The sequence below is a fragment of the Desulfitobacterium sp. genome, from assembly GCF_035539115.1.
Taxonomy (GTDB): domain Bacteria; phylum Bacillota; class Desulfitobacteriia; order Desulfitobacteriales; family Desulfitobacteriaceae; genus Desulfitobacterium_A.
In genome coordinates this window covers 13,251-36,380 of sequence record NZ_DATLJA010000015.1, presented here as the reverse complement: position 1 = coordinate 36,380, position 23,130 = coordinate 13,251, and the positions used below count along the sequence as shown (strand labels likewise).

Genomic DNA, 23,130 nt, shown 5'->3' with positions numbered 1-23,130 from the left:
TTAAAGCTCCTCGGAAAAAACCATTAGATCAGCAATAAATAATAAAACAAAGCGACAACCTCAAACTGTCTGGAAAGTAGATGTTTCAGACATCGCGGCGCCAAAGTTAGTTCTTTAACGGATAAATTTTGGTGCTTTTTTATCACGGTTTTATTTGTCGAAGTGCTTCAATCATTTCTTGCCCATCTGGAACGTTGTCTGGCAAAAGAATGCCAATTCGTCGGCACATCCGTAAATGCAACTGCCAATGGTTCAAAATATGTTTTCCATCCTTTTTTTAATAAATTCCATGTTAAAACGATATCTTCACCAATTGCGTCTGGCCATCCACCTACTTCTATAACATTTGCAGTTCTATATATACTGTAAGCCCCTTGTGCAACAAGAGTTCCTTGATAAAGACCCTGCATTCTTTTGATGGACGCAATTCCCAGAAAATAATTCCATTCCTGAATTTTCGTTTTGATGTTATCCCTGCTGTTGCGGACAAGTACCGAACCTGCAACTGCACAGACCTCTTTAGGTGAACTTTCAATACGAGAAACTAAATATATGATGGCTGATTTATGTAAAAGTGTGTCCGCATCTAATGTAATAACCAAGTCGGTATCGGTATATTTAAGACCGGTGTTTAAGGCGTTAAACTTTCCCGGCTGCTCTTCTCTGATAACTGTTACATCAAGATTTAAATTTTTACCCTCAAGGTACGCATTAGCTTCTGTGTTATCAGTAGAGCCATTATCAATAACGAAAACTCTGATTCTTCCGGTGTAATCTTGGTTAGCTACATATTTAAGTGTATTACCTATGGTATTTGCTTCATTTCTTGCTGCGATAAGAACCGTAATATCCTTGGTTGGATATCCATCCTTAATGGGCGGCTGTCTATCGAAAATCAGGCTAATGACCATAAAAGCATTTAAATATCCCGGTAAATAGGCTATACCGGTGATAATTATCAGTGCTGCCGGGAAAGTAATAATTTTGGAAAATTCGAGAATCCACGGAATAGACTGTTCAAATTTTCACTTTTCACCTACTTAAGGGTTGCTGAACATCCCCCGTTGTTATCGTTCCTCCCGTTGTTACCCGTTAAAACCTTCACAATTACTTTTCCGAGTTTATCCGGATGAAACGGTTTAGTCACAAAAGCAACTGCACCGATCTCCAACGCTTCGCGAACGCTGGTTTCTTGCGAAGCGGCACTACACATAATCACCTTAGCTTTCGGGTCAAAAGCGATGATTTCGATAAGGGCAGACAACCCATCAAGTTCCGGCATCGTAATATCCAGAATCGTGAGTGCGGGTGTATTTGCTTTATAAATTTCAATCGCTTCAAAACCGTTCTTAGCTTCCAAGATGTTAGTGTAACCTAAACGGGTTAAAACCTGGCGAATCATCATACGTATAAAACTCGCATCATCCACGACCAGAACTTTACAAATCATTGAATAGATTCCCCTCGATTTTTACCGATAGCTTAGTTGTATAGGGTAATTCTATCACTATAAAATACTAATGGTCAACATGAATCATACCAGCAGCATCTTCAAGCCTTATCCTCAATACCATATAGTGGGATCGAAGGGGGCTATGAAGATGGTATACAAACATTTGGGTCAGCGAATCCGAGAAGAGAGAACGAAGTATAGACTCACGCAGGAACAACTTGCCGAGGCAGCACAAGTTAATGAGTCATACGTCGGTCAGGTCGAGCGGGGAGAGAAGAACCCTAGCCTGGAGACCGTAGTCAATATCGCAAGTTCTTTAGGGGTCACAGTCGATTACCTCCTTCAGGAAGAAGTAAACGTTGAACCCAACAGTTTGATCAATGAGCTAGTATCCATAGCTAAAAATAAAGAGCCGGAGGAGCTAAGGCTGATGCTCAACATCTGGAGAATGATCAGCGAATACTCAAGCAAACTTAAGAAAAAATAAATGGTTGGTAAATTAACCCTTTGCCATCTTGCTCTTAATCTGTGAAAATAGATGAAGGGCTTTTTTTACTTCTAACAGGAAATCTCTGGCTCGTGTCGAATTGGAATATAAGTTAGGGAAAAAAAGGGATCTGACACATAATAAGTAGGAGGGCTAAAATGATCCAGTTTACAAACGTTTCGAAGATTTACCCGAATGGTGCCAGGGCCCTTGTCGATATTAATCTAAAGATTGAAAGTGGAGAATTTGTCTTTTTAGTGGGGCCAAGCGGCGCAGGAAAATCCACGATTATTCGTTTGCTTTATCGCGAGGAAACTCCAACTCGCGGACAAGTGGTCATCAATGGGAAAAACCTTCTGAGGATGAAGGACCGCGACGTTCCGCACCTCCGCAGAAATATCGGAGTTGTTTTTCAAGACTTTCGGCTATTACCCAGTAAAACTGTTCTCGAAAACATTTCCTTTGCCTTAGAAGTTATTGGCGTGGCCAAGAAAGAAGTACGAGAACGGACACGGGCGGCCCTGGATCTTGTGGGGCTGGCTTCGAAGGAAAAAGTTTTCCCAAATGAACTTTCAGGAGGAGAGCAACAACGGATCTCTGTTGCTCGAGCAATCGTAAATAATCCAGCGTTACTGGTTGCTGATGAGCCTACAGGTAACCTTGATCCGGATACGGCCTGGGAGATCATGGATTTGCTTTATAACATCAATAAACGGGGTACGACCGTTGTGATGGCTACACATGCCCGTAATATTGTCGATCAAATGCAAAAAAGGGTTATTGCGATTGAGAGTGGAAAAATCACCCGGGATGAGCAAAAGGGAGGATACGGATATGTCGATTAACTCCCTAAAGTATATTTTACAAGTCGTTTTAAAGTCGATACGCCGCAACTTCTGGCTCAGTCTAGCTTCGGTTTTAACGGTGTTGGTTTCTCTTGTGATCTTAGGTGCATCGGCTTTTTTCTTAGTCAATGCGAATAACATGGCTAAGGATTTTGAATCTCAACTCCAAATTGCCGTATTTACCCAAGATAAGTTGAGCCAAGCTGAAGTTCAAAGCTTACAGAAACAGGTTGAAGAATTAAGTGGAATTACCTCGGTTACATTGGTTCCCAAAGAACAGGCCTTGAGGGATTTTTCGCAATCCATGGGATCGAATACGTTAGTTTCAGATTTAGGAGGGACAAATCCTTTCCCGGATAAATTTACCGTGCAAGTGTCTGACCCTCAACAGGTACAGGCGGTTGCCGACCAGATTCAAGCACTTAAAGGCGTAGAGAAGGTCCGCTACGGTCAAGAGATTGTGGACAAGCTTCTGCCTTTTACACGTTGGCTGCGGTGGGTCGGGATTGGCATTGTTTTGGCTTTTGCTCTTGCTTCCTTGGTCTTGATTTCGCTTAATATTAAAATGAATGTTTTCTCAAGAAGACGTGAGATTCAGATTATGAAGCTTGTGGGAGCAAGTAACAGTTTTATTCGTTGGCCTTTCTTAATCGAAGGGATGTTTCTCGGGTTAATCGGAGGGGTGTTAGCCACCTTCGTTGTCGGTTTTGGTTATCAATGGCTCGCGGGTTATGTTAGCTCTACCTTAACGTTTATGCCAGTTGTCCAAGATTCCCATCTGATTGGCCAAGTGTTGATATCACTTCTCTTGGTGGGGATGGCAATAGGAGCGATGGGAAGTGTAATTTCTCTTCGTAAGTACTTAAAGGTTTGATGCTCGCGAATGTGCATGAGAAAGGAGAGGAAAGATGCCTAAACAATGGGCAGTATCCCTAATCCTAACCAGTGTCTTGATCGGAAGCACGGTTCTCCCAATCCAAGCGGGAGAACTTGATGCGGCAATCCAGCAACAACAAGATTTAAAGCAAAATCAGAATCAAATCAAAGGACAGTTAAATCAACTGACCTATTCCGAGGATAAAATCAAAGCTCAAATCCAGGATCTAACAACGCAAATTTCCTCTGCCAAAACATCATTGAGCCAACAACAAGTGGCTTATACCAAAGCGCAGAAGGATGTAGCTGTCTCTCAAAAGGAGTTGGAACAACGCATCCAAGAGCTCGATGCTCGTCGTGAGGTTTTGAACAAACGGGTGCGGGGAATTTATGAAGAAGGTCAGCTCAGCTATTTGGAAGTCCTTTTTCAATCGGCTGACTTGGGTGACTTTATCACGCGTCTTGAGTATTTCTCCAAATTGGTGGAGAATGATCAACAAATTTTAACGGAAATTCGAGTGCAAAAAGAGGATGTTGAACAAAAAACAAAGGAGCTGCAATCTCGTCGTGATCAAGCGGCTCAACTTCAAGCTCAGGCGGCGAGAGCCAAAGCGGATTTAGATGGGAAGAATCAGCAATATCAGGTTGCTCTTGATCAGAATAAAAAAGCGCAAGACGACTTATCAGAACAAAATTCGCGATTAGCCGCAGACTCCGCTACAATTTCCCAGAAAATTCGTCAATTAACAGCGGCTTCGTCTGGAAAAGTCCTAGGGACGATTAGCACTTATCCTTTACCCGGGTATTATGAGGTCAGTGATCCCTATGGCTGGCGAATCCATCCGATTACACATCAGAAAAGTTTACATACAGGAACAGATATCCCCGCTCCGGGGGGGACTGCAATCCTTGCTGCAGGTTCCGGTGAAGTCATCATGGCAGGCTGGTATGGAGCCTACGGAAATGCGGTTATCATTGACCACGGGGGCGGTTATACTTCCCTTTATGGGCATCAGTCTCGGCTTGGAGTGTCTGTAGGAGATAAAGTTAAGGCCGGGGATGTAATTGGCTATGTTGGTACGACTGGCTGGAGTACGGGAAACCACTTGCATTTCGAAGTCAGAGTGAATGGAAATCCTACCGATCCACTGCAATTTTTTCATTAAGTATGACTGGAATAGGATAAGCATATAATATCAAAAGGTTTGTCTCAAGCGATTGAGGACTGCAGTTGCTGGGTAGGAAGGGGTTAGGGTAGTGCAAGAGAGAAATTGGAGAGACTTTTTTAAGCATCTCGGAATATTCATTGGCATTGTTAGTATTATCTTTACAGTCACAGTTGGCGGATTCATCGTGGTGAATTTACAACATATGGGGCGATTAGCTCGGGTTGTCCAGCTCGTCCAAGGAGATTATCTGGAGAAGACATCCATTAGTCAGCTCATCGACGGGGCGACACGCGGGATCGTCGATTCTCTGGGAGATCCCTATTCCGTCTATATGGATGCTCAGGAAAACACGCAATTAATGGAACAAATTGAAGGAAAATTCGGTGGGGTCGGAATTATCCTCAGTCTTAAAGACCCGCAAAAGCTGGTCGTTTTGCGTCCGATTAAAGGTACACCAGCGGACAAAGCAGGGCTTGAGCCCGGCGACGTGATTATGAAGATTGACGATCAAGATGCAACAACGATTGATCAAGACAAAGCGGTCTCTTTAATGCGCGGAGATCCTGGGACCAAAGTGACACTAATGGTCTATCGCGAAAACACTAAAAAAACGTTGACTGTACCCTTAACGCGGGAAGCCATTTCAGTGCCCACGGTTACCGGCGAAGCCTTGCCAGGGAATTCTGATCTTGCGTATATCGATATTTCCCAATTCTCCCCGAACACGGCCAATGAATTGGCCAGTGTCTTGAAAACTATGGATATTTCCAAATATAAAGGGATGGTGCTTGACCTCCGTTATAATCATGGCGGCGAACTCGATGCTGCCGTTGGCGTGGCAAGTTATTTTGTTCAACCGGGCCCTGTCGTTTATATCGTGGATAATCAAGGACGAACGGTGACAAAAGCGTCCGAAGGAAATTTTCTAGGTAAGCCCTTTGTCGTACTTGTCAATGAAGAAAGTGCTTCCGCGGCAGAAATTGTGGCTGGTGCTATTAAAGACCGGGGAACCGGAACCCTTGTCGGTGTGAAGACGTTTGGCAAAGGGATTGTGCAAACGATTTTCCCGCTGGATGCAGGAACAAGTATGAAACTGACGACTGCCAAATACTTAACTCCGAATAAAATTGATATTCATAAAAAAGGAATCGAACCCGATCTGAAGGTGGAGATAAAGAAAGGCGAAGAGGCTACGATTTCACCGACGGATAAGAACTTTGACGTGCAGTTAAAGCAAGCGGTTCAGGTTCTGCGGGAGAAAATTAAGTAATTTACCCCTATAAAAAGATGATGCCGCCCTAAAAATTTAGGGCGGCATTTTCACGGTGAGGATAGAAGTGACCATTCCCCTTCCACTCGCATAGACTACGGCGAACAAAAAAATGGGGGGGAAGGACATGGTTCAAAAACCGGGAGTACGTCATTACTTTGCCGAAGGAGTAACGAGCCGGGGCTACATATCACTTTTGCCAGATATGATGTCAGAATGGGAACGTACTTATGTCCTCATGGGAGGGCCGGGAACCGGCAAATCGACAATGATCAAAATGATCGGGCTAGAACTTCTTGATCGGGGCTATGAAGTGGATTTTATGCGGTCTGCGCGCGATCCGGATTCAATGGCCGGTTTCAGTATTCGCCGGAGTAACTTGGCAATGCTTGATCTATATGAGGTAGCTCCCCTGAAATGGCGCGCCCCGGGGATTGTGGAACGGTTTGTCGATTTTACACCCCTGTGTGATCTACGTAAGCTAGAGTATCAGCGTCATCGGATTTTAGAGTTGGAAGATGACGGAAAGCGACTTCAGAAGGAGATAGGGGTTCGTTTAGCTGAAGAATTTGGAGAAAAAGTCCGGGGTAAAGCTCCTACCGCTGAGGATAAACATGAACGGCCTTGGCTACTCAACAGCTACTCGTCCTCAGATCTCGAGGAAGCAAGGGAGGGACCCTGGAGTAAAGCCCAAGGCGCGTTAGACAAACTTCAAAAAAGCAAAGTAACCTCCTTTTTTCTCCAGAGACTGGATTGTGAAGGATGGCTAAACCTTGCTCCCCATTATCTGGCTGATTTTGACCAGATTCGCTTAGACGGAAAAGAAACATCAGAAGCGATGGACTGGATCCTCAGTGAAGCAGAGCAACTCGGTCAGATTATCAATATAGTGCTTCATCCTCTTTATCCAGATAAAATCATCGGCATTGTTTTCCCCCAAAGGAACCTCGCTGTTTGGCAGGGCGCACCCGAAGAACTGAAGGATCAAGGCCTAGATCGCCCCTTCAGTGAAGCGCTTAAAGATGCTCTGGTTAAGTTTCAAAATTTGAGGGAGCATTTGAAAACAATTTATATGGACGTGATCGACTTTTCGCGAGTGGATCAGTTACGGGATGAGATGTTGAATCAGATTTTAGGAGATCTCGAAGAACTAAAATAAGAAAGTCTCCATCATTAATAGGATGGATTATAATATTGAGGGAAAAATATAGTGCTGAGCTTGCTAATCATGATTTCAGTTAAATAAATGAGTTAAGACCATACTTACAAGACTTAAAATAATCGCTCCCCAAAAGGCCGCAGAAAAGCTACTGATGCTGAATCCAGGCACAAGCTTGGCGGTTAGGACTAACATAAGAGCATTAATCACTAACGTAAAAATCCCTAAGGATAAAATCTGCAAAGGAAACGTAAAAAACGAGAAAATAGGTCGGATGAGTGTATTAACTATTCCCCAGATAAAGGCAGCAAAAAAGGATGCCGTTATACCAGTGAGTTGGAGTCCCGGAACAAAAAAAGTCGTGATAATCAAAGATAGGGCGTTGATTAATAACCTAATGAAAAACCCAGTCATCAAATACATCTCCTCACACGCATTTTTCAGATAATCAGGGGAAAACTAAGTAAGGATTCGAGCCTGGAAAGGAGCGTGTCCCATGAAAAGAATTCTCCTGATTGTTTTTGCTTTATTTCTTAGTTTAACCTTAACGGGATGCAGTCTTCAAGACCTTCTCGGGAATAAAAAGCAAAAATCACAAAGTTCTTCGCAAAGTCAGCAAAAAGCGGTCATTGCCGTGGCCTTAAATGAGCAAGACCCTAATAAAGACTTAATTCTCCGCGGCATTGAGGACATGGCCCAAAAGGAAAATATAGAGGTTAAAATGATTTCCCCGGGAACGTCGGGAGGACAGCAAAGCGGCTCGAGTTCTGGCGGGCAAAGCTCACAGGGGGGTAGCTCTGGAGGAGCCTCAGAGAGCAAAGGCTCTCAGGGACAAAGTTCTCAGGGACAGAGTTCGGGTGGGAGTAACAGCCAGGATTCTTCTTCCCAGCTGAAAGGAGCAAAAATTCTCATTTATCAGGGCGGTAATCCAGAGCTTCTACAAAGCGTACAAAAAGATAAGATTCCGGTAGTCGCCTTAAACGCATTACCTGCTGGCGTTAAGCCAGCAGGAATTATCTTACCTGACCCCCAAAAGGCCGGAGAATTAATGGCTGAGCCAGTGCTGAGTAAAGTATCGGAGGGGCAGGTCGTTGTTTTACAGGGAGATCCTAGTGATAGTGCCACACAAAAAACGCTAGCTGCAACAAAGCAGACCTTGAGTAAGAATCCGAAAATAACAGTTCAGGCAATAGCGAGTCCTGCGGGGTCAGAAGCTGTAGCCCGGCAGGGGTTCGTTGATTTACTCCAAAAAAACCCGGGGAAAATCCAAGCAGTGATTGCCCAAACTGAAAAGCTGGCAGCACTGGCTACGGAGGTTTTGAAAAGCCAACAATTAGAGAAAAAGGTGCTCTTGGTCGGAGGGCAAGCGAATCAACAATCCTTGCAGCGCATGGCAGGAGGGACTCAGGTTGCCGATATTGACACCTCTCCCTATATCCAAGGGGTCAATGCTTTTCAGTGGGCACAAAAGATCGTCAATAAAGAAACATTAGATATTAGTGAATCCGTAACAGGAGATCAAGGGGAAGTTCCAGCCAAAATCGTACCCGTCAAATCCGTAACTCCGGAAAACTTAGCCGTTGTCCAAAAAAGTTATGCCAAAGCAGCTGAGACGGCTGCGAAAACATCAGGTCAGAGTCAAAAAGATCAGGGTTCCTCGAGTAGCGGAAGCAAGGATCAGAAGGGACAAAGCTCAGACACTCAAGGGGGCACTCAAGGCCAAGATCAGAAGAAAGGTTCTGCTCAGGGACAAAGCCAGAGTGGGGGTACATCATCAGGTGGAAATGTTCCCCAGGGTGCCACTAAAGTAACGGAAAAAGTGCAGACCATTATTACCCGAGACTATCTTGATTCTCAAGGGAAAGTACTGGGTACTGAAAAAAGTACGAGTGAACAAAATCGGACGATTCCTTCCGAAATGTTAAAACAAGAAACCCAACAAAAAAGCCAACAGGATCAGGGCCAGAAGGGCCAACAAGGCCAAGAAGGGGCTAAGAGTGATAAAAAGAGTTAAGGCAAATAAGAAAACCTCGTGTCATTGCTCCTAAAAACATGATACGAGGCTTTTCTATGGTGTACTTTAAGTTTCCCTGGAATTAGTGTTATAATCTTCTTTAGAATTAATGTAATGAAAGGAGACCAGAGAATATGGAGTTTCGTTTACATGCTCCCTATCAACCCTCCGGGGATCAGCCACAGGCGATAGATGCTCTGGTCGCCGGGGTGTTAGAAGGAAAACGTCATCAAACACTAATGGGGGTAACGGGTTCTGGTAAAACATTTACAATGGCAAATATTATTGAGAAAGTCCAGAGACCAACACTCATTTTAGCGCATAATAAAACTCTGGCTGCCCAACTTTACAGTGAATTTAAAGAATATTTCCCAGAGAATGCAGTCGAGTACTTTGTCAGTTATTACGATTATTATCAACCAGAGGCTTATGTTCCTTCGAGTGATACTTTTATTGAGAAAGATGCCTCAATTAACGATGAGATCGAAAAAATGCGCCATTCGGCGACGGCCGCACTGTTTGAACGACGAGACGTCATCGTGGTCGCCAGTGTATCCTGTATTTATGGGTTAGGTTCGCCTGACGAGTATTACGATATGGTTTTATCTTTAAGGCAAGGACAGGAAATCGACCGTAATGATATACTTCGCAAGCTTATCTCCATTCAATATGACCGTAATGATATTGCCTTCCAGCGCGGGACCTTCCGGGTGCGTGGCGATATCGTCGAAATCTATCCCGCTTCGTCTTCGGAACGCGCGATTCGTGTGGAAATGTTTGGCGATGAAGTTGAGCATATATATGAAGTGAATGTTTTAACCGGAGAAATCCTCGGGGAACGTCAACATGTCTCCATCTTCCCAAACTCTCACTATGTCACAGAGCGGGATAAAGTGATGCTGGCTTGTGAAAATATCGAGGCAGAACTTGAGGATAGACTTAAGTTCCTGAAATCCGAAAATAAACTGTTAGAAGCGCAACGCTTGGAGCAAAGGACTCGGTATGATCTGGAAATGCTCCGTGAAATGGGCTTCTGCAACGGGATTGAGAACTATTCCCGCCATATTACGTTTCGTGAGCCGGGAGAGACGCCCTATACTTTGATCCATTATTTTCCGAAGGACTTTTTGTTTATGGTGGACGAATCCCATGTAACTTTACCTCAAGTACGCGGAATGTATGAAGGAGACCGCTCGCGTAAGACCACCTTAGTTAATTATGGCTTTCGCTTACCTTCGGCCTTAGATAACCGTCCACTTAAGTTCAATGAGTTTGAACAGTTGGTCCCTCAACGATTGTACATTAGTGCAACTCCCGGTCCTTATGAGCTGGAGCACTGTCCGCAAGCTGTTGAGCAAATTATCCGGCCAACCGGGCTTCTGGATCCGGTAATTTCCGTTCGGCCATCGAAAGGCCAGATTGATGATTTGCTAGGTGAAATTCAGCAACGAATTGATCGGGATGAGCGGGTTCTAGTCACAACTTTGACCAAGAAAATGGCGGAAGACTTAACGGACTATATGAAGAATCTAAACCTCGCGGTCAAGTATCTGCACTCAGATATTAAGACACTGGAGCGGGTGGAGATTCTGCGGGAACTCAGGCTTGGAGACATTGATGTTGTAGTCGGGATTAACCTCCTTCGGGAAGGTCTGGACTTACCGGAAGTTTCCTTAGTGGCTATTCTGGATGCGGATAAGGAAGGATTTCTGCGCTCGGAACGATCTCTAATCCAGACGACTGGGCGGGCTGCTCGGAATTCCGAGGGAAAGGTCATCATGTACGCTGACCAAATCACGAAATCCATGAAATTGGCGATCGACGAAACGAATCGTCGGCGTACGATTCAACAAGCTTATAATGAGGAGCATGGAATTACCCCGCAAACGATTCGCAAGAAAATCTATGACGTCCCCGAAGCCACTAAGATCGCGGAGAAAAAAGCGGCTTATGGGAGTAAGCTTCCTCCCGAGGAATTGGCGACGCTGCTCAAGAGCCTGGAACAAGAAATGCGCTTAGCGGCTAAAAATATGGACTTTGAACAGGCGGCAGAAATCCGTGATGCAATCATTGAACTCAAGGGTGAGGAGAACAAGTATAAGCGTTCCGTCCAGACTCGGGGCAAGAGACGGGAAGGTAGTGGGGCCAAGTCGAGTAAGGCAGGCAGTAAAGCAGGGAAGGCTGGAGCAGCTTCTTCTCGGCAGAGAGCGAAACGATAGGCTCATGATATGCAATCCAGCATCGTACAAGAAATGTAGCCTTTCGCGCATCCGTTCACTTCCCATCTCCGGGGCTGCCTCACTCGCTTCCGAGGCAGCTCTGCCAACCCTTCTGTTTTCAGCAAGTGAACCTCGGCGACGCTGAGCTAAAGCGCGAAACCCCTTCACGGGCTTTCGTCTTCGGAAGCATCTTTCGTCTCATCCCCTTCGAGGATAAGTCAACTAAGGCTTGCATTTCGTTCCTCAACTCAAGCCAAGTTTCCTATAATGCCCCTCCGAAGAAATCGTTCACTCTTACGCGAAAAGCTACGCTTTCGGGTCTAATATATTCTTCGATAGTTTCTTGGGTTCTTGAGTTTCTTGCTTGAGCAATCCGCGAAGTAGGACCCAAGTCATTCTGCGATGCGTGTTACGATTACAGTAAGCGAGGACTTAAAGTGAGCAGCTACCAAGCTTGGGCAAAACTGCTCCCACTTTAGCGGGACGAGTCACATGCGAAATCCTCTAGTTGAGGGTTTCACTCGCCGACCGTGAACCAAGGCGACGGCACAGGACGTGCCTAGTGCAGAGTGCGCCATGGACGGCATAGCAGCTCTGCGCGGCGTTTTAGGAGGGAATCCCGCTGCTTGCATCCAGCAGTTATGCCCTTAGCTTGGTCTGTGAGCGTCGGTTCGAGCGTCTGTAACGTAACTCTGCTTGCAAAAATCCATAATTGACACGAGAGTGAGGAAAGACTATGTTTCGAGAACTCCGAAGGCAAGACCGCAAAATGGAAGATAACGCTGTCTTAGAACTCCTCACGAAGGGCGAGTACGGCACATTAGCAACGGTGGACGCTGAAGGGTATCCCTATGGTGTCCCTCTCAGTTATGTTTATATCGATAAGACCCATTCGATTTATTTTCACTGCGCTCGCGAAGGACACAAGTTGGATAATATTGCTGCAAACAACAAGGCATCGTTTTGCGTGGTTGGCGAAGTTCAAACCTTGCCCGATCGATTTAGTGTTAGATTTCAAAGTGCCATTGCCTTTGGACGGATGTTTGAAGTTAGTGGGGTTGAAAAAAGAGAGGTGTTGACCGCTTTTCTAACGAAATACTCTAGTGAATTTATGGAGAAAGGCCTAAAGTATCTGGAAGCGGATGAACCGAATTGCCGGGTTTTTAAACTCGAGATTGAACATCTAACCGGGAAATCGCGCTTTAGTTAAGAATTTTAAGGAGGATTTATGACCCAGGATTTTATTAAGGTACGGGGTGCCCGTGCTAATAATTTAAAAAATATTAACGTTGACATTCCACGGGATAAGCTGGTAGTTATTACCGGCTTGTCCGGGTCGGGAAAATCTTCTTTGGCGTTTGATACGATTTACGCTGAGGGGCAGCGACGATATGTAGAGTCCTTGTCATCTTATGCGCGTCAGTTTTTAGGACAAATGGACAAGCCGGATGTGGATTATATCGAGGGTCTTTCGCCGGCAATTTCGATAGACCAGAAAACGACCAGCCGGAATCCGCGTTCGACCGTGGGAACGGTCACTGAAGTATACGATTATCTGCGCTTGCTCTATGCGCGGATTGGGCATCCACATTGTCCCCGCTGTGGCAGGGAAATTAGCCAGCAGACCGTTCAGCAAATGGTCGATCAGATTTTGACCTATCCAGAACGTTCAAAATTGCAAATCCTGGCGCCCTTGATCAAAGGAAAGAAAGGGGAACATGTTAAGGTTTTTGAAGAAGCGCGTAAAGCGGGCTATGTCCGAGTTCGTGTGGATGGAGAAACGCATGATTTAAGTGAAGAGCTTAAACTGGAAAAGAACAAGAAACATTCGATCGAAGTCATTGTCGATCGGATCGTGATTAAACCGGATAGTGCGACACGTTTAGCAGATTCCTTAGAAACCGCTTTGAAGCTGAGTGAAGGGAACGTAATTGTGAATATCATCGGTGGGGAAGAGATTCTTTTTAGCGAGAATTTTGCTTGCCCCGAGTGCGGGATTGCCCTTGAAGAGATTTCACCGCGCCTTTTTTCCTTCAACAGCCCCTTTGGAGCCTGTCCGGCCTGTACTGGCTTAGGAGCAAACCTGGAAGTGGATGTTGATTTGATCCTGCCGAACCGGAAACTCACCTTAAACGAAGGGGCGGTTGCTCCTTGGGCGAAGTCTCAATCCAACTATTATCCACAAATGCTTCAAGCCGTTTCGGAAGCACTCGGGTTTACGATGGATACCCCCTTAGACCAGTTAAACGAGGACCAGTGGCAGGGACTTCTGCAGGGGACAGATAAACCGATCAAATTTCGCTATATCAATGTTTTTGATCAAGCGAAGATTTTTAATGCGCCGTTCGACGGACTCGTTCCTTATTTTGAACGTCGGTATCGCGAGTCTTCTTCAGACTATGTTCGGACAGAAATGGAAAGTTATATGAGTCAACGAGCTTGTCCAGTCTGCCAGGGGAAGCGTTTGAAACCTGAAGCTTTAGCGGTCACCGTGGGTGAAGTGTCAATTTATGATGTCACTAGTATGCCCATCACGGATGCCTTGGAGTTTAGCCAACATTTAGTACTGAGTGAAAAGGAACAGATCATTGCCAAGCAAGTTTTGAAAGAGGTTCGTGAACGGCTAGGTTTCTTGGTCAATGTTGGACTCGACTATCTCACTTTAGGCCGGGCAGCTGGAACCCTTTCGGGTGGGGAAGCCCAGCGGATTCGGCTGGCAACGCAAATAGGTTCGAGCTTGATGGGGGTTCTCTATGTTCTGGATGAACCCAGTATTGGACTCCATCAGCGGGATAATGAGCGGTTGCTTTCCACGTTAGAACATTTAAGAGACTTAGGTAATACCCTAATTGTGGTTGAGCATGACGAGGAGACAATGTTGGCAGCGGATCATATTATTGATATCGGACCGGGTGCTGGGGTTCACGGGGGATATGTTGTGGCTCAGGGGACTTTGGCAGAGATTAAGGCGAATCCAGACTCTATAACAGGTCAATATCTGAGCGGCCGAAGAAAAATAGAGGTTCCGACTGAGCGCCGTAAGCCTAACGGCAAATGGCTGGTAGTTAAAGGAGCTAAAGAAAACAACCTGAAAAACATTACCGTTAAAATCCCGTTGGGGATGTTCACGTGTGTGACGGGTGTCTCTGGTTCTGGTAAGAGTACCTTGGTCAATGAGATCCTTTATAAAAGTTTGGCTTCTCAACTTAATGGGGCTCGGCTCAGGCCGGGTGCACATAAGAGTCTCGAGGGACTGGAATATCTGGAAAAGGTCATTGATATTGATCAATCTCCGATTGGACGGACACCGCGCTCTAATCCGGCGACCTATACTGGGGTTTTTGACTTTATCAGAGAACTCTTCTCGCAGACTCCGGAAGCGAAGATGCGCGGATATGCTCGCGGCCGCTTCAGCTTTAACGTCAAAGGCGGTCGCTGTGAAGCCTGCCACGGAGACGGTATTATTAAAATCGAGATGCACTTTTTACCGGATGTCTACGTTCCCTGTGAAGTGTGTCATGGGAAGCGTTATAATCGGGAAACCCTCGAAGTTCGTTATAAAGGGAAAAATATTGCTCAAATTCTCGATATGACGGTAGAGGAAGCTCTGGAGTTCTTCCAAGCCGTTCCTCGAATTGCACGCAAGATGCAAACGCTGCAGGATGTCGGCCTCGGCTATATTCACCTCGGACAGTCGGCAACGACTCTTTCAGGTGGGGAAGCGCAGAGAATTAAGCTGGCAACCGAACTCAGCCGTCGCAGCACGGGTAAAACCATCTATATTTTGGACGAGCCGACGACGGGGTTACACACGGCAGATGTAGATCGCTTGCTCCAGGTTCTTCATCGTTTGGTCGATGCTGGGGATACAGTACTTGTGATCGAACACAATCTCGATGTTATCAAAACAGCCGATTATTTGATCGATCTCGGACCAGAAGGCGGGAACCGAGGCGGAGAAGTTTTAATTGCCGGAACCCCAGAGGAAGTAGCGGCCGAGGAGTCTTCCTATACGGGACAGTTTTTAAAGCGCTATTTAAATTAAAGTGGTCGAATTCTTCTTAACGTAAAAAGTGTCACCTCGTCCCTCTTGAATAATGGAGGAATACGAGGGGACATTTTTTATACTAACAGAAAGTATAAATTTTGGAGCAGATAGTATAAGTGCAACCAACGGCTTTCTTTAACGTCTTTAACGTGAAATTCATAACAATAATGAAGGGTTCTTTTGTTCAGTGGGGGTCCGCGAATGTGAATGAACTGAGAGGAATAAGTTAAATTTTGTCGAATAAATGACTTGTTAGGAGATGATTTATTGTCCTACGATGAAAGTAATTATGTCCGGTCTTCTTTACCTATACGCTTAGTTGCTATGGATATGGATGATACCCTCCTCAGGAATGATTTGACGATTTCGGAGCGAACGGTGGAAGCTATCCAGCAGGCCCAGAAGCAAGGGGTTTATGTTACGTTGGCGACTGGAAGAATGCCTGCATCGGTAAGGCCTTATGCTCAACAATTAGGGCTAGATCTTCCGGTGATTACCTATAACGGAGCAATGGTACAGGAGGCCCTAAGTGGTGAAGTACTCTACCGCAGAGTGATTCCGATAAAAACTGCTCAGGCAATTGTCAATTGGCTTTTGCCTCAAAAGGTTCTTTTCCAGGTTTACCTTGAAGATCATGTTGTTGTCGAAAAAATGAATGATTGGTCTAGGCAATACGCGCGCGCGACTCGGGTGCCTGTTGAGGAAATGGATCTGCAAGAATGTTTAGCCCAGGAAAAAGAAGGTGTCGAGAAAATTCTTTTGTTTGGTGAGCCTGAGATTTTGAAGGTTTGGGAGGGCAAAATCCATCTTAAGTATGAGGGTCAGGTGCGAAGCACAAAATCAAAGCCTCAATTTTTAGAACTCATTCATCCTACAGTGAATAAGGGTGCAGCCTTATCCTCCTTAGCAGAGCGTCTTGGGGTTAAACAGGAAGAAGTCCTGGCCGTAGGGGACAGCTTAAATGATCTTGAAATGATCCGTTATGCAGGTGTCGGTGTGGCTATGGGAAATGCCCGCCTAGAAGTTAAAGAAGCTGCGGATGTGGTGACGGCGACGAACCAAGAAGATGGGGTTGCCCATGTGATCGAAAAATATGTTTTGGGGTGGGGCTAAGCACATTAGGTAGCCGTTAGAATAAGCAACAGAGTATGAGGCAAAAAAGGGGCGAGCAAAATGGCGACAGTGAAACAGCTTAAAGGGCAAAGTAGGATTACACGTTATCTTCTTTCGTTGATGATAATTCTCGCCCTCGGTCTTTCGGGATGCAGTAGAACAGCCTTTATCTCCCCACAATCCAATAGTTCAGCACAACCAACTAAGACAGACCAAATCAGCCAGAGTGATTTAGATCAAGGAATAAAAGAAACGGACATGATTCCAAAGAGCGGGACTTCTCAAGATGAAACAGAAGGTCAGACAAAGACAACCTCCCAACAAGAGCAAGTTTCGGATGTTGCTCCCATACCCATGACGCCGCCTCAGCCTGATCCTCCGCAAACTCCGCTCCGACCGTTTTACGAATTGGCGGGAAGTCCGCCGATGGCGCCCGGACTGGCGATGCGCACCCGGATCTTTAGCAGCGAGCCAGCAAAAGTCGTCTATCTGACGTTTGATGATGGTCCCTCTCCAAACACGCCGCATATTTTGAGAATCCTTAAGGATGAAGGGGTCAATGCTACGTTTTTTGTGATTGGAACACAAATCGAAAAATATCCGGACTATTTGCAGCAGGAGTATGCTGAAGGAAACGCGATCGGCAATCATACCTATTCCCATAAGTATGCAGAAATCTATCAAAGCCCGCAATCTTATCTGGCTAACATTAAAAAGAATGAAGATTTGATATCCAGCTTGATCGGCATCCGTCCTCCGATTATTCGGACGCCGGGCGGCACACAAGGACATTTTCATGTGGATTACTACAATGCGGTAGATGCTGCAGGCTATCTTGTATACGATTGGAACGTAAGCGCAGGGGATGCTACAGCGCCTGTGGTTCCAGCGGATCAATTGGTCCGGAATGTCGAGAAGCAAGTTCCAGGGAAAGACCGGGTGATCCTGCTCCTGCATGATGCATCAGGTAAAACGACAACTGTGGATGCCCTACCGCAGATCATCCGCTATCTGAAGAAAGAAGGGTTTACGTTTGGCATTTTAAGGCCTGAAGTGGCACCGATTCTTTTTCCCGGAGGGTTCAAAAGTTAGTTGGCATAAGAATTGCATTGTGCATGTCTTCAGGCTATACTGGATATAGAAAGGGGCCGATTTTTTGAGAATTCTTTTAGCGTGTCTGAACTCAAAATACGTGCATACCAATCTGGCCCTACGTTACTTACGTGATGCGGTTCGTCCCGAGTTTCCGGAGACCAATCTTCGGGAGTTTACGATTAATGAACGCGTTGAGCGAATCGCGGGAGAAATATTTGAAGCCAAGGCAGAGGTCATTGGCTTTTCCTGTTATATTTGGAATCTTACTGAAACTTTAGCGCTCATTCGCCGTTTGCGACCTGTCTGCCCTGATACTCGATTTGTCTTAGGGGGTCCAGAGGTCTCTTTTGATGCAGGAGAGTTCCTGAAGGAACATCCAGAGGTGGATGGAGTTGTTTACGGAGAGGGAGAAGAAACCTTTTTAGAGTTGCTTCGGGCTTGGCGCAAGAAGCGAAAGCCGGAACAGGTATTAGGGTTAGCTTGGCGGGAATCGACCCCGGAGGGGCTAAAGATTAGACTCAATTCTTCTCGTCCGTTCCTACCTTTATCGGAAAACTCGATTCCTTACCAAGAAAAAGAGGATTTTCAAGGACGTCTCGTTTATGTAGAAACGACCCGGGGTTGTCCTTTTAATTGTCAGTATTGTCTTTCTTCGACCCTTCCAGGGGTTCGTTATTTAGATCCTGAAACTTTTCGAATTATTTTGAAGCGTCTCCTTAACTATGGCGCACGTACGATCAAATTCGTTGACCGGACGTTTAATGTTCAAAAAAAACATGCTTTCAGAATTCTCGATATTGTGAGGGAGGAGGCCCAAAATTATCCACCCGATGAAGGGATTCGAGTCCACTGCGAAATTGCGGGAGAACTGTTGGATGAGGAGTGGGTCAATTATCTTAAAGGATATCCTGCAGGGTTGGTGCAATTCGAAGTGGGGGTTCAATCGACATATCGACCCACGCTTCAAATTATCGAGCGCACCCAGCATTTTGAACGCTGGTCTGGTTATGTTCGAGAATTACACCGCTTGGGAACTGTACCACTTCATCTGGATCTCATTGCCGGCTTACCGAAAGAAGATTGGGAGCACTTTCGATTATCTTTTAATGATGTGTATGATGTTCAGCCAGATATGCTGCAGCTCGGTTTTCTTAAGGTTTTAAAAGGGTCGGGCTTGCGTGAGAAAAGTCAGGAATTCGGATTGATATTTTCTCCAGATCCACCCTACACAATTCTTCAGACACGTGACATGAGCCATGAAGAACTTCTTAAACTACACCGTTTAGAAGAAGTTCTCGATCGGTATTATAATTCCGGAAAGTTTCAGGAGGTTCTACCTGAGGCGGTGCTTCTCTTTCCTACCCCGTTTGATTTTTATCATGAATTAGCGGAATATTGGTACCGCCAGGGCTGGTTTAGACAAAGCTGGTCTGGCAAAGCACTCTTTGATAAATTATGGGAGTTTCTCGAAGCTAGCTTGAGACAAGCTGAGCAAGAAGAACCCTCGGAGAGAACGTTTCTCTCCGAAAAAAGGATTCATTCCTTGGAAAAATCCCTTAGGGAACGCTTACGCTTCGACTATTACCGCTGGGAACGTCCAGTATCAGTTCCAGAATTTTTGCAAATCCCGGGAGAAGAACAGCCTGAAGACTACCCGAATCGTAAGGCTCAAATCCAGGCGGATGAGCGTTGGGAAAGTCAAATTCCCAAGCGAAAGCAGATGGATCGGCGTCAATGGGCACGCGCGACTGCTGTCGAATATTTTACAAAGGAAAAATGGGTCTTGTTTTTCTATCAAAAGGGACGGGTTCAGGTGTACCCGTTAGTTGAAGGAGCGTAATCGATGAAAAAGGGGTCTTCTTCGCGGAGAATTGGACTGACTATTATAACTTTAATCTTCCTTCTCGGATTTGCTATGGGCTGTAACCGAGCTCCTCAGCAGGGAATACCTGGTGGGGAGGCTCCTGCGGTGATTGAAATCTGGCATACGCTCCAAGGGGTCGAGGCGGATAACTTAAACAAGCAAGTCCAGTTGATCATGGATCAACACCCTGAGGTTTTGCTCCGGGCTAAGTCAATACCTGAGGATCAATTGGCAGGGTTAACCTATCAAGCGGAAGCAGGCGGCGAAGGACCCGAAATTCTGATCGCTTCTCAGGAGACGTTGACAAAACTCTATACCCAAGGGACTCTGGCTCCTGTAGTTGCGGAGGCGGATGCGTTTACCGGGCTAGTTTCTCCTTACCGTTATGGAGATAAAATTTATGCTCAACCCTGGCTTACCGATCTCCCGTTGTTTTACTACCGTGCGGATGTCGTTCAGCCTCCAACGAGTTTAACCGACTGGCTTAATACTAAAGGGATAATGACGATCCCTTCGCTTAACAGCAAGACTCTTAGTTCCTGGTGGAACGGTCAAGGGGGAAAGCTCATCACTGGAGGACAGCCCAGTTTAAACGATCCGGCAAATGTGTTATTCGCCCAGCAGCTTCAGGCCTGGCAGAAGGCTAAGCTTCTGTTGGTCGACCCGAATGCGCAGACTCTGTTTGTGAATAAAGAGGCCGCTTATATGATTGCGGCGGCAAGTCAAGCTCCTGCCTTGACGCAGGCAAATATTCCTTGGGGAAGTATTCCGCTCTCAAATCTTGTAGGAGGTCAGGGACAAGGATTAGCGGGTCCGACACTCGGAATCGCGAATTCTTCGATCAAGACAACAGCTGTGCTTGAACCCTTGATTAAAATGGTGGAGGAAGCACTTCTTAAGCCCGATATTGAGGGATCCTTCGCTCAGTCTGGAACGCGTTTTCCGGCAAGCGTTGCTTACTATAAAACACCGGAGGGTCAAAAAGGGGTTGCTCCTCAGGTTGCCCAGAGCTTAGATAAGCTCTGGCCTTTAACTGGGGATGCCCTGGAGTGGAAACTCCTTGCCTTACAGGAGGCAGCTTGGCAGAGAGTCTGGGGAGGAACAGCACCTCAAGATGCGTTAACTCAGGCTCAGACCGAAGCGGCTAAATTGAGTGCAACGAAGTAGCTGTTAGACTAGTACTAGGCGTTCTTCATGCCCAATAAGATGTAGAGACAAGATCTTTTTAAGGAGGTGGCTAAGTTGGAACGAAAACCTATGAAATTACTTGTGATTACAGGCTTATCTGGGGCGGGAAAAACCCAGGTGCTACAGTGCCTCGAAGACCAAGGGTACTTTTGCATCGACAACTTACCACCCACATTTATCGTTAAATTTGTTGAGTTATGTGCCCAATCCCAAGGAAAGGTATCCAAAGCGGCCATTGTTTGTGACTTGAGGGGAGGAGAATTCTTTACTTCCTTAGCTGAAGCATTTAAGGATTTGGATAAGGAAGGATTCCGTTATGAAATACTTTTCCTTGAAGCCTCGGATGAAGCCCTTGTCCGACGGTATAAAGAATCTCGTCGTCGACATCCGCTATCACCGCAAGGACGCCTTCTGGAAGGAATTAACGAAGAGCGGAAACTCCTTGCCGAATTACGAGGGCAGGCCCATAAAGTTATTGATACATCAAACCTCCTTTCCAAGCAGCTCCGACAGCAGATTACCGAACTTTATGGCGAGGGCCGAGGACAGGGACAACTCGCGGTCTCCGTTATTTCGTTCGGCTTTAAATATGGGGTACCGCTTGATGTCGATTTACTAATTGATGTTCGTTTTTTGCCTAATCCATTTTATGTTGAGGAACTCCGCCCGCTGACGGGAGAGCATCCTCTGGTTCAAAACTATGTTCTTGAAAACCCAGTGGCTCAGGAGTTTATGAAGCGATATCTTCACCTACTCGAATATATTCTGCCCTATTATGTTAAAGAGGGAAAAAGTCATTTGGTGATTGGCGTCGGCTGCACAGGTGGTCAACATCGTTCAGTTGCGATTGCAGAAAAGATTGGTCTCTTTTTGAAAGAGCAGCATTTTACCATGAGTGTGAAGCATAGGGATGCTGCTCGTAACCGAAGAGGGGAGACGATGCGATGAAAAAAAGCGCAAGCGGTTTCCGATCCAACGCCATCAAGTGGCTTTATCCTAATCTTGGTGTGAAACGTTGGTTCCTTTTAGCAGTCTTAGGAATCTTCTTATTTGCGGCTGGTTTGTCTGTCATGAATTATGGAGTTGCCTTGGGATACTTGGAAGTGCAATTCCGAGAAATGGTTTATCATTTAACAGGAAGTGCACCACAAACCGCTGTGCCGATGGGAGTTATTATTAGTTCGCTAGGGGTCACGGCGATTGTAATTGGTTTTAAACGCATGCTGAACTCGGTTATCTCAGTACTTTTGCCTGATGATGAGGGGCGGATCGTGGATGTCATGTATACACGCCAACATTTGCGACGTGGTCCGAAAATTGTAGTTATAGGGGGAGGAACCGGACTTTCAGCCCTTTTGCGGGGTTTGAAGGAGTATACCTGTAATTTAACGGCAATTGTCACGGTGGCTGATGATGGAGGAAGCTCGGGTAGACTTCGTCATGAAATGGGAATCCTGCCTCCAGGGGATGTCCGCAACTGTCTAGTGGCCTTAGCCGATACAGAAAACATCATGGAACATTTATTTTCCTACAGATTCAATACCGGGACCTTAAAGGGCCATAGTTTAGGGAACTTATTGATAGCAGGCTTAGCCGATACCTTTGGTGATTTTCAAAAGGGAATTGAGTCTGTGAGTAAGGTTTTTGCCTTGAGGGGAAATGTTTATCCTTCTACACTAGAACAAGTGGTACTGGGTGCAGAACTTGAAGATGGATCCGTGATTAAAGGAGAAACAGCCGCCCGAGATGCCGAAGGGCGGATCAAACGGGTTTTTTTGGAGCCTAGCGATTGTCATCCTATCCCGGAGGCCTTGAAGGCAATTGAAGAGGCAGATTTGATAGTACTGGGGCCGGGAAGTCTCTACACTAGCGTACTTCCCAATCTCTTAGTGGAAGGACTTCAGGATAAGCTAAGAGAGGTTCAAGCTCCATGTGTCTATGTTTGTAACATCATGACCGAGCAGGGGGAGACTGATGATTACAAGGTGGCTGATCATCTCCAGGCGATCGTAGATCATTGCGGTGCGGACTTTGTTGATGTTGTCCTCGCTAATAATCGAGAAATTCCCCAAGAACTACTTGAACGCTATGCTCAGGAAGGGTCTTTCCCGGTCGTAGGTGAAGCCCAAAGCGTGGAATGGCTAGGTGTAAAATATGTAGAAAGAGACCTACTACTGGCCGATGGTACGATTCGTCATGATTCAGTGCGTTTGGCCAGGGAATTGATTCGTTTGCTGTTTCGGATGAAACCCATGGGAGAACGGATTGCGTTGGTGGATTCTTATCTTCTGAGCCAAAAGTTAAAGGAAGACTCTTAGAAAGGACTGAGA

General features: G+C 45.9%; 19 protein-coding genes. 16 read left to right on the top strand and 3 right to left on the bottom strand.

The annotated features are described in order from the left end of the window. Positions 1-167: 167 nt before the first annotated feature. Both VM640_RS02400 and VM640_RS02395 read right to left on the bottom strand, forming a co-directional pair. The gene (locus VM640_RS02400; RefSeq protein WP_325389544.1) at positions 168-911 is read right to left on the bottom strand and encodes a glycosyltransferase family 2 protein; all 744 of its coding nucleotides are present in this window, start codon (positions 909-911) and stop codon (positions 168-170) included. A 125-nt stretch (positions 912-1,036) separates the two neighbouring features. Next, positions 1,037-1,450 (bottom strand): response regulator, encoded by a 414-nt coding sequence (locus tag VM640_RS02395; protein ID WP_325389542.1) that lies wholly within the window; start codon positions 1,448-1,450, stop codon positions 1,037-1,039. 151 nt (positions 1,451-1,601) lie between these two features. Here VM640_RS02395 and VM640_RS02390 point away from each other — a divergent pair, with 151 nt between their 5' ends. The 6 genes from VM640_RS02390 (at position 1,602) to VM640_RS02365 (ending at position 7,259) form a co-directional block, all read left to right on the top strand. Continuing rightward, positions 1,602-1,940 (top strand): helix-turn-helix domain-containing protein, encoded by a 339-nt coding sequence (locus tag VM640_RS02390; RefSeq protein WP_325389540.1) that lies wholly within the window; start codon positions 1,602-1,604, stop codon positions 1,938-1,940. 158 nt (positions 1,941-2,098) lie between these two features. After that, a complete protein-coding gene (gene ftsE / locus VM640_RS02385; protein WP_325389538.1) occupies positions 2,099-2,785 on the top strand; it encodes a cell division ATP-binding protein FtsE in 687 nt (228 codons plus the stop codon). Further along, complete coding sequence (ftsX, locus tag VM640_RS02380; RefSeq protein WP_325389536.1) at positions 2,775-3,659, top strand: permease-like cell division protein FtsX; 885 nt, start codon at positions 2,775-2,777, stop codon at positions 3,657-3,659. Before ftsE ends, ftsX begins: the two co-directional genes overlap by 11 nt. A gap of 34 nt (positions 3,660-3,693) precedes the next feature. Then, the gene (locus tag VM640_RS02375; RefSeq protein WP_325389534.1) at positions 3,694-4,827 is read left to right on the top strand and encodes a murein hydrolase activator EnvC family protein; all 1,134 of its coding nucleotides are present in this window, start codon (positions 3,694-3,696) and stop codon (positions 4,825-4,827) included. A 91-nt stretch (positions 4,828-4,918) separates the two neighbouring features. Continuing rightward, on the top strand, positions 4,919-6,100 hold the full coding sequence (locus VM640_RS02370; RefSeq protein WP_325389532.1) for a S41 family peptidase: 1,182 nt from the start codon (positions 4,919-4,921) through the stop codon (positions 6,098-6,100). Between the two features lie 127 nt (positions 6,101-6,227). Next, positions 6,228-7,259 carry a hypothetical protein gene (locus VM640_RS02365; RefSeq protein WP_325389530.1) on the top strand — a complete coding sequence of 344 codons (1,032 nt, stop codon included), beginning with the start codon at positions 6,228-6,230 and terminating at the stop codon, positions 7,257-7,259. A gap of 75 nt (positions 7,260-7,334) precedes the next feature. Here the strand turns inward: VM640_RS02365 and VM640_RS02360 are convergent, their stop codons facing one another. Continuing rightward, positions 7,335-7,673 carry a phage holin family protein gene (locus VM640_RS02360; RefSeq protein ID WP_325389528.1) on the bottom strand — a complete coding sequence of 113 codons (339 nt, stop codon included), beginning with the start codon at positions 7,671-7,673 and terminating at the stop codon, positions 7,335-7,337. Positions 7,674-7,755: 82 nt separating this feature from the next. Here VM640_RS02360 and VM640_RS02355 point away from each other — a divergent pair, with 82 nt between their 5' ends. The 10 genes from VM640_RS02355 to VM640_RS02310 all read left to right on the top strand — a co-directional run bounded on the left by VM640_RS02355 (position 7,756) and on the right by VM640_RS02310 (position 23,118). Next, entirely contained in the window at positions 7,756-9,273 is a 1,518-nt protein-coding gene (locus tag VM640_RS02355) for a sugar ABC transporter substrate-binding protein (RefSeq protein ID WP_325389526.1), read from the top strand. Between the two features lie 134 nt (positions 9,274-9,407). Then, on the top strand, positions 9,408-11,492 hold the full coding sequence (gene uvrB, locus VM640_RS02350) for an excinuclease ABC subunit UvrB (RefSeq protein WP_325389524.1): 2,085 nt from the start codon (positions 9,408-9,410) through the stop codon (positions 11,490-11,492). Between the two features lie 736 nt (positions 11,493-12,228). After that, entirely contained in the window at positions 12,229-12,702 is a 474-nt protein-coding gene (locus VM640_RS02345) for a pyridoxamine 5'-phosphate oxidase family protein (RefSeq protein WP_325389522.1), read from the top strand. A gap of 18 nt (positions 12,703-12,720) precedes the next feature. Then, a complete protein-coding gene (gene uvrA, locus VM640_RS02340) occupies positions 12,721-15,537 on the top strand; it encodes an excinuclease ABC subunit UvrA (protein ID WP_325389520.1) in 2,817 nt (938 codons plus the stop codon). 327 nt (positions 15,538-15,864) lie between these two features. After that, positions 15,865-16,653 carry a Cof-type HAD-IIB family hydrolase gene (locus VM640_RS02335; RefSeq protein WP_325389610.1) on the top strand — a complete coding sequence of 263 codons (789 nt, stop codon included), beginning with the start codon at positions 15,865-15,867 and terminating at the stop codon, positions 16,651-16,653. A gap of 60 nt (positions 16,654-16,713) precedes the next feature. Beyond that, positions 16,714-17,745 carry a polysaccharide deacetylase family protein gene (locus VM640_RS02330; RefSeq protein ID WP_325389518.1) on the top strand — a complete coding sequence of 344 codons (1,032 nt, stop codon included), beginning with the start codon at positions 16,714-16,716 and terminating at the stop codon, positions 17,743-17,745. Between the two features lie 64 nt (positions 17,746-17,809). After that, positions 17,810-19,588, top strand: coding sequence for a B12-binding domain-containing radical SAM protein (locus VM640_RS02325; RefSeq protein WP_325389516.1), 1,779 nt, complete (start codon positions 17,810-17,812; stop codon positions 19,586-19,588). Positions 19,589-19,591: 3 nt separating this feature from the next. Continuing rightward, positions 19,592-20,779 (top strand): ABC transporter substrate-binding protein, encoded by a 1,188-nt coding sequence (locus tag VM640_RS02320; RefSeq protein ID WP_325389514.1) that lies wholly within the window; start codon positions 19,592-19,594, stop codon positions 20,777-20,779. A gap of 90 nt (positions 20,780-20,869) precedes the next feature. Further along, positions 20,870-21,748, top strand: coding sequence for an RNase adapter RapZ (rapZ, locus tag VM640_RS02315; protein ID WP_414647882.1), 879 nt, complete (start codon positions 20,870-20,872; stop codon positions 21,746-21,748). After that, on the top strand, positions 21,745-23,118 hold the full coding sequence (locus VM640_RS02310) for a gluconeogenesis factor YvcK family protein (RefSeq protein ID WP_325389510.1): 1,374 nt from the start codon (positions 21,745-21,747) through the stop codon (positions 23,116-23,118). The genes rapZ and VM640_RS02310 overlap by 4 nt, the downstream gene beginning before the upstream one ends. The last annotated feature ends 12 nt before the right edge of the window (positions 23,119-23,130 follow it).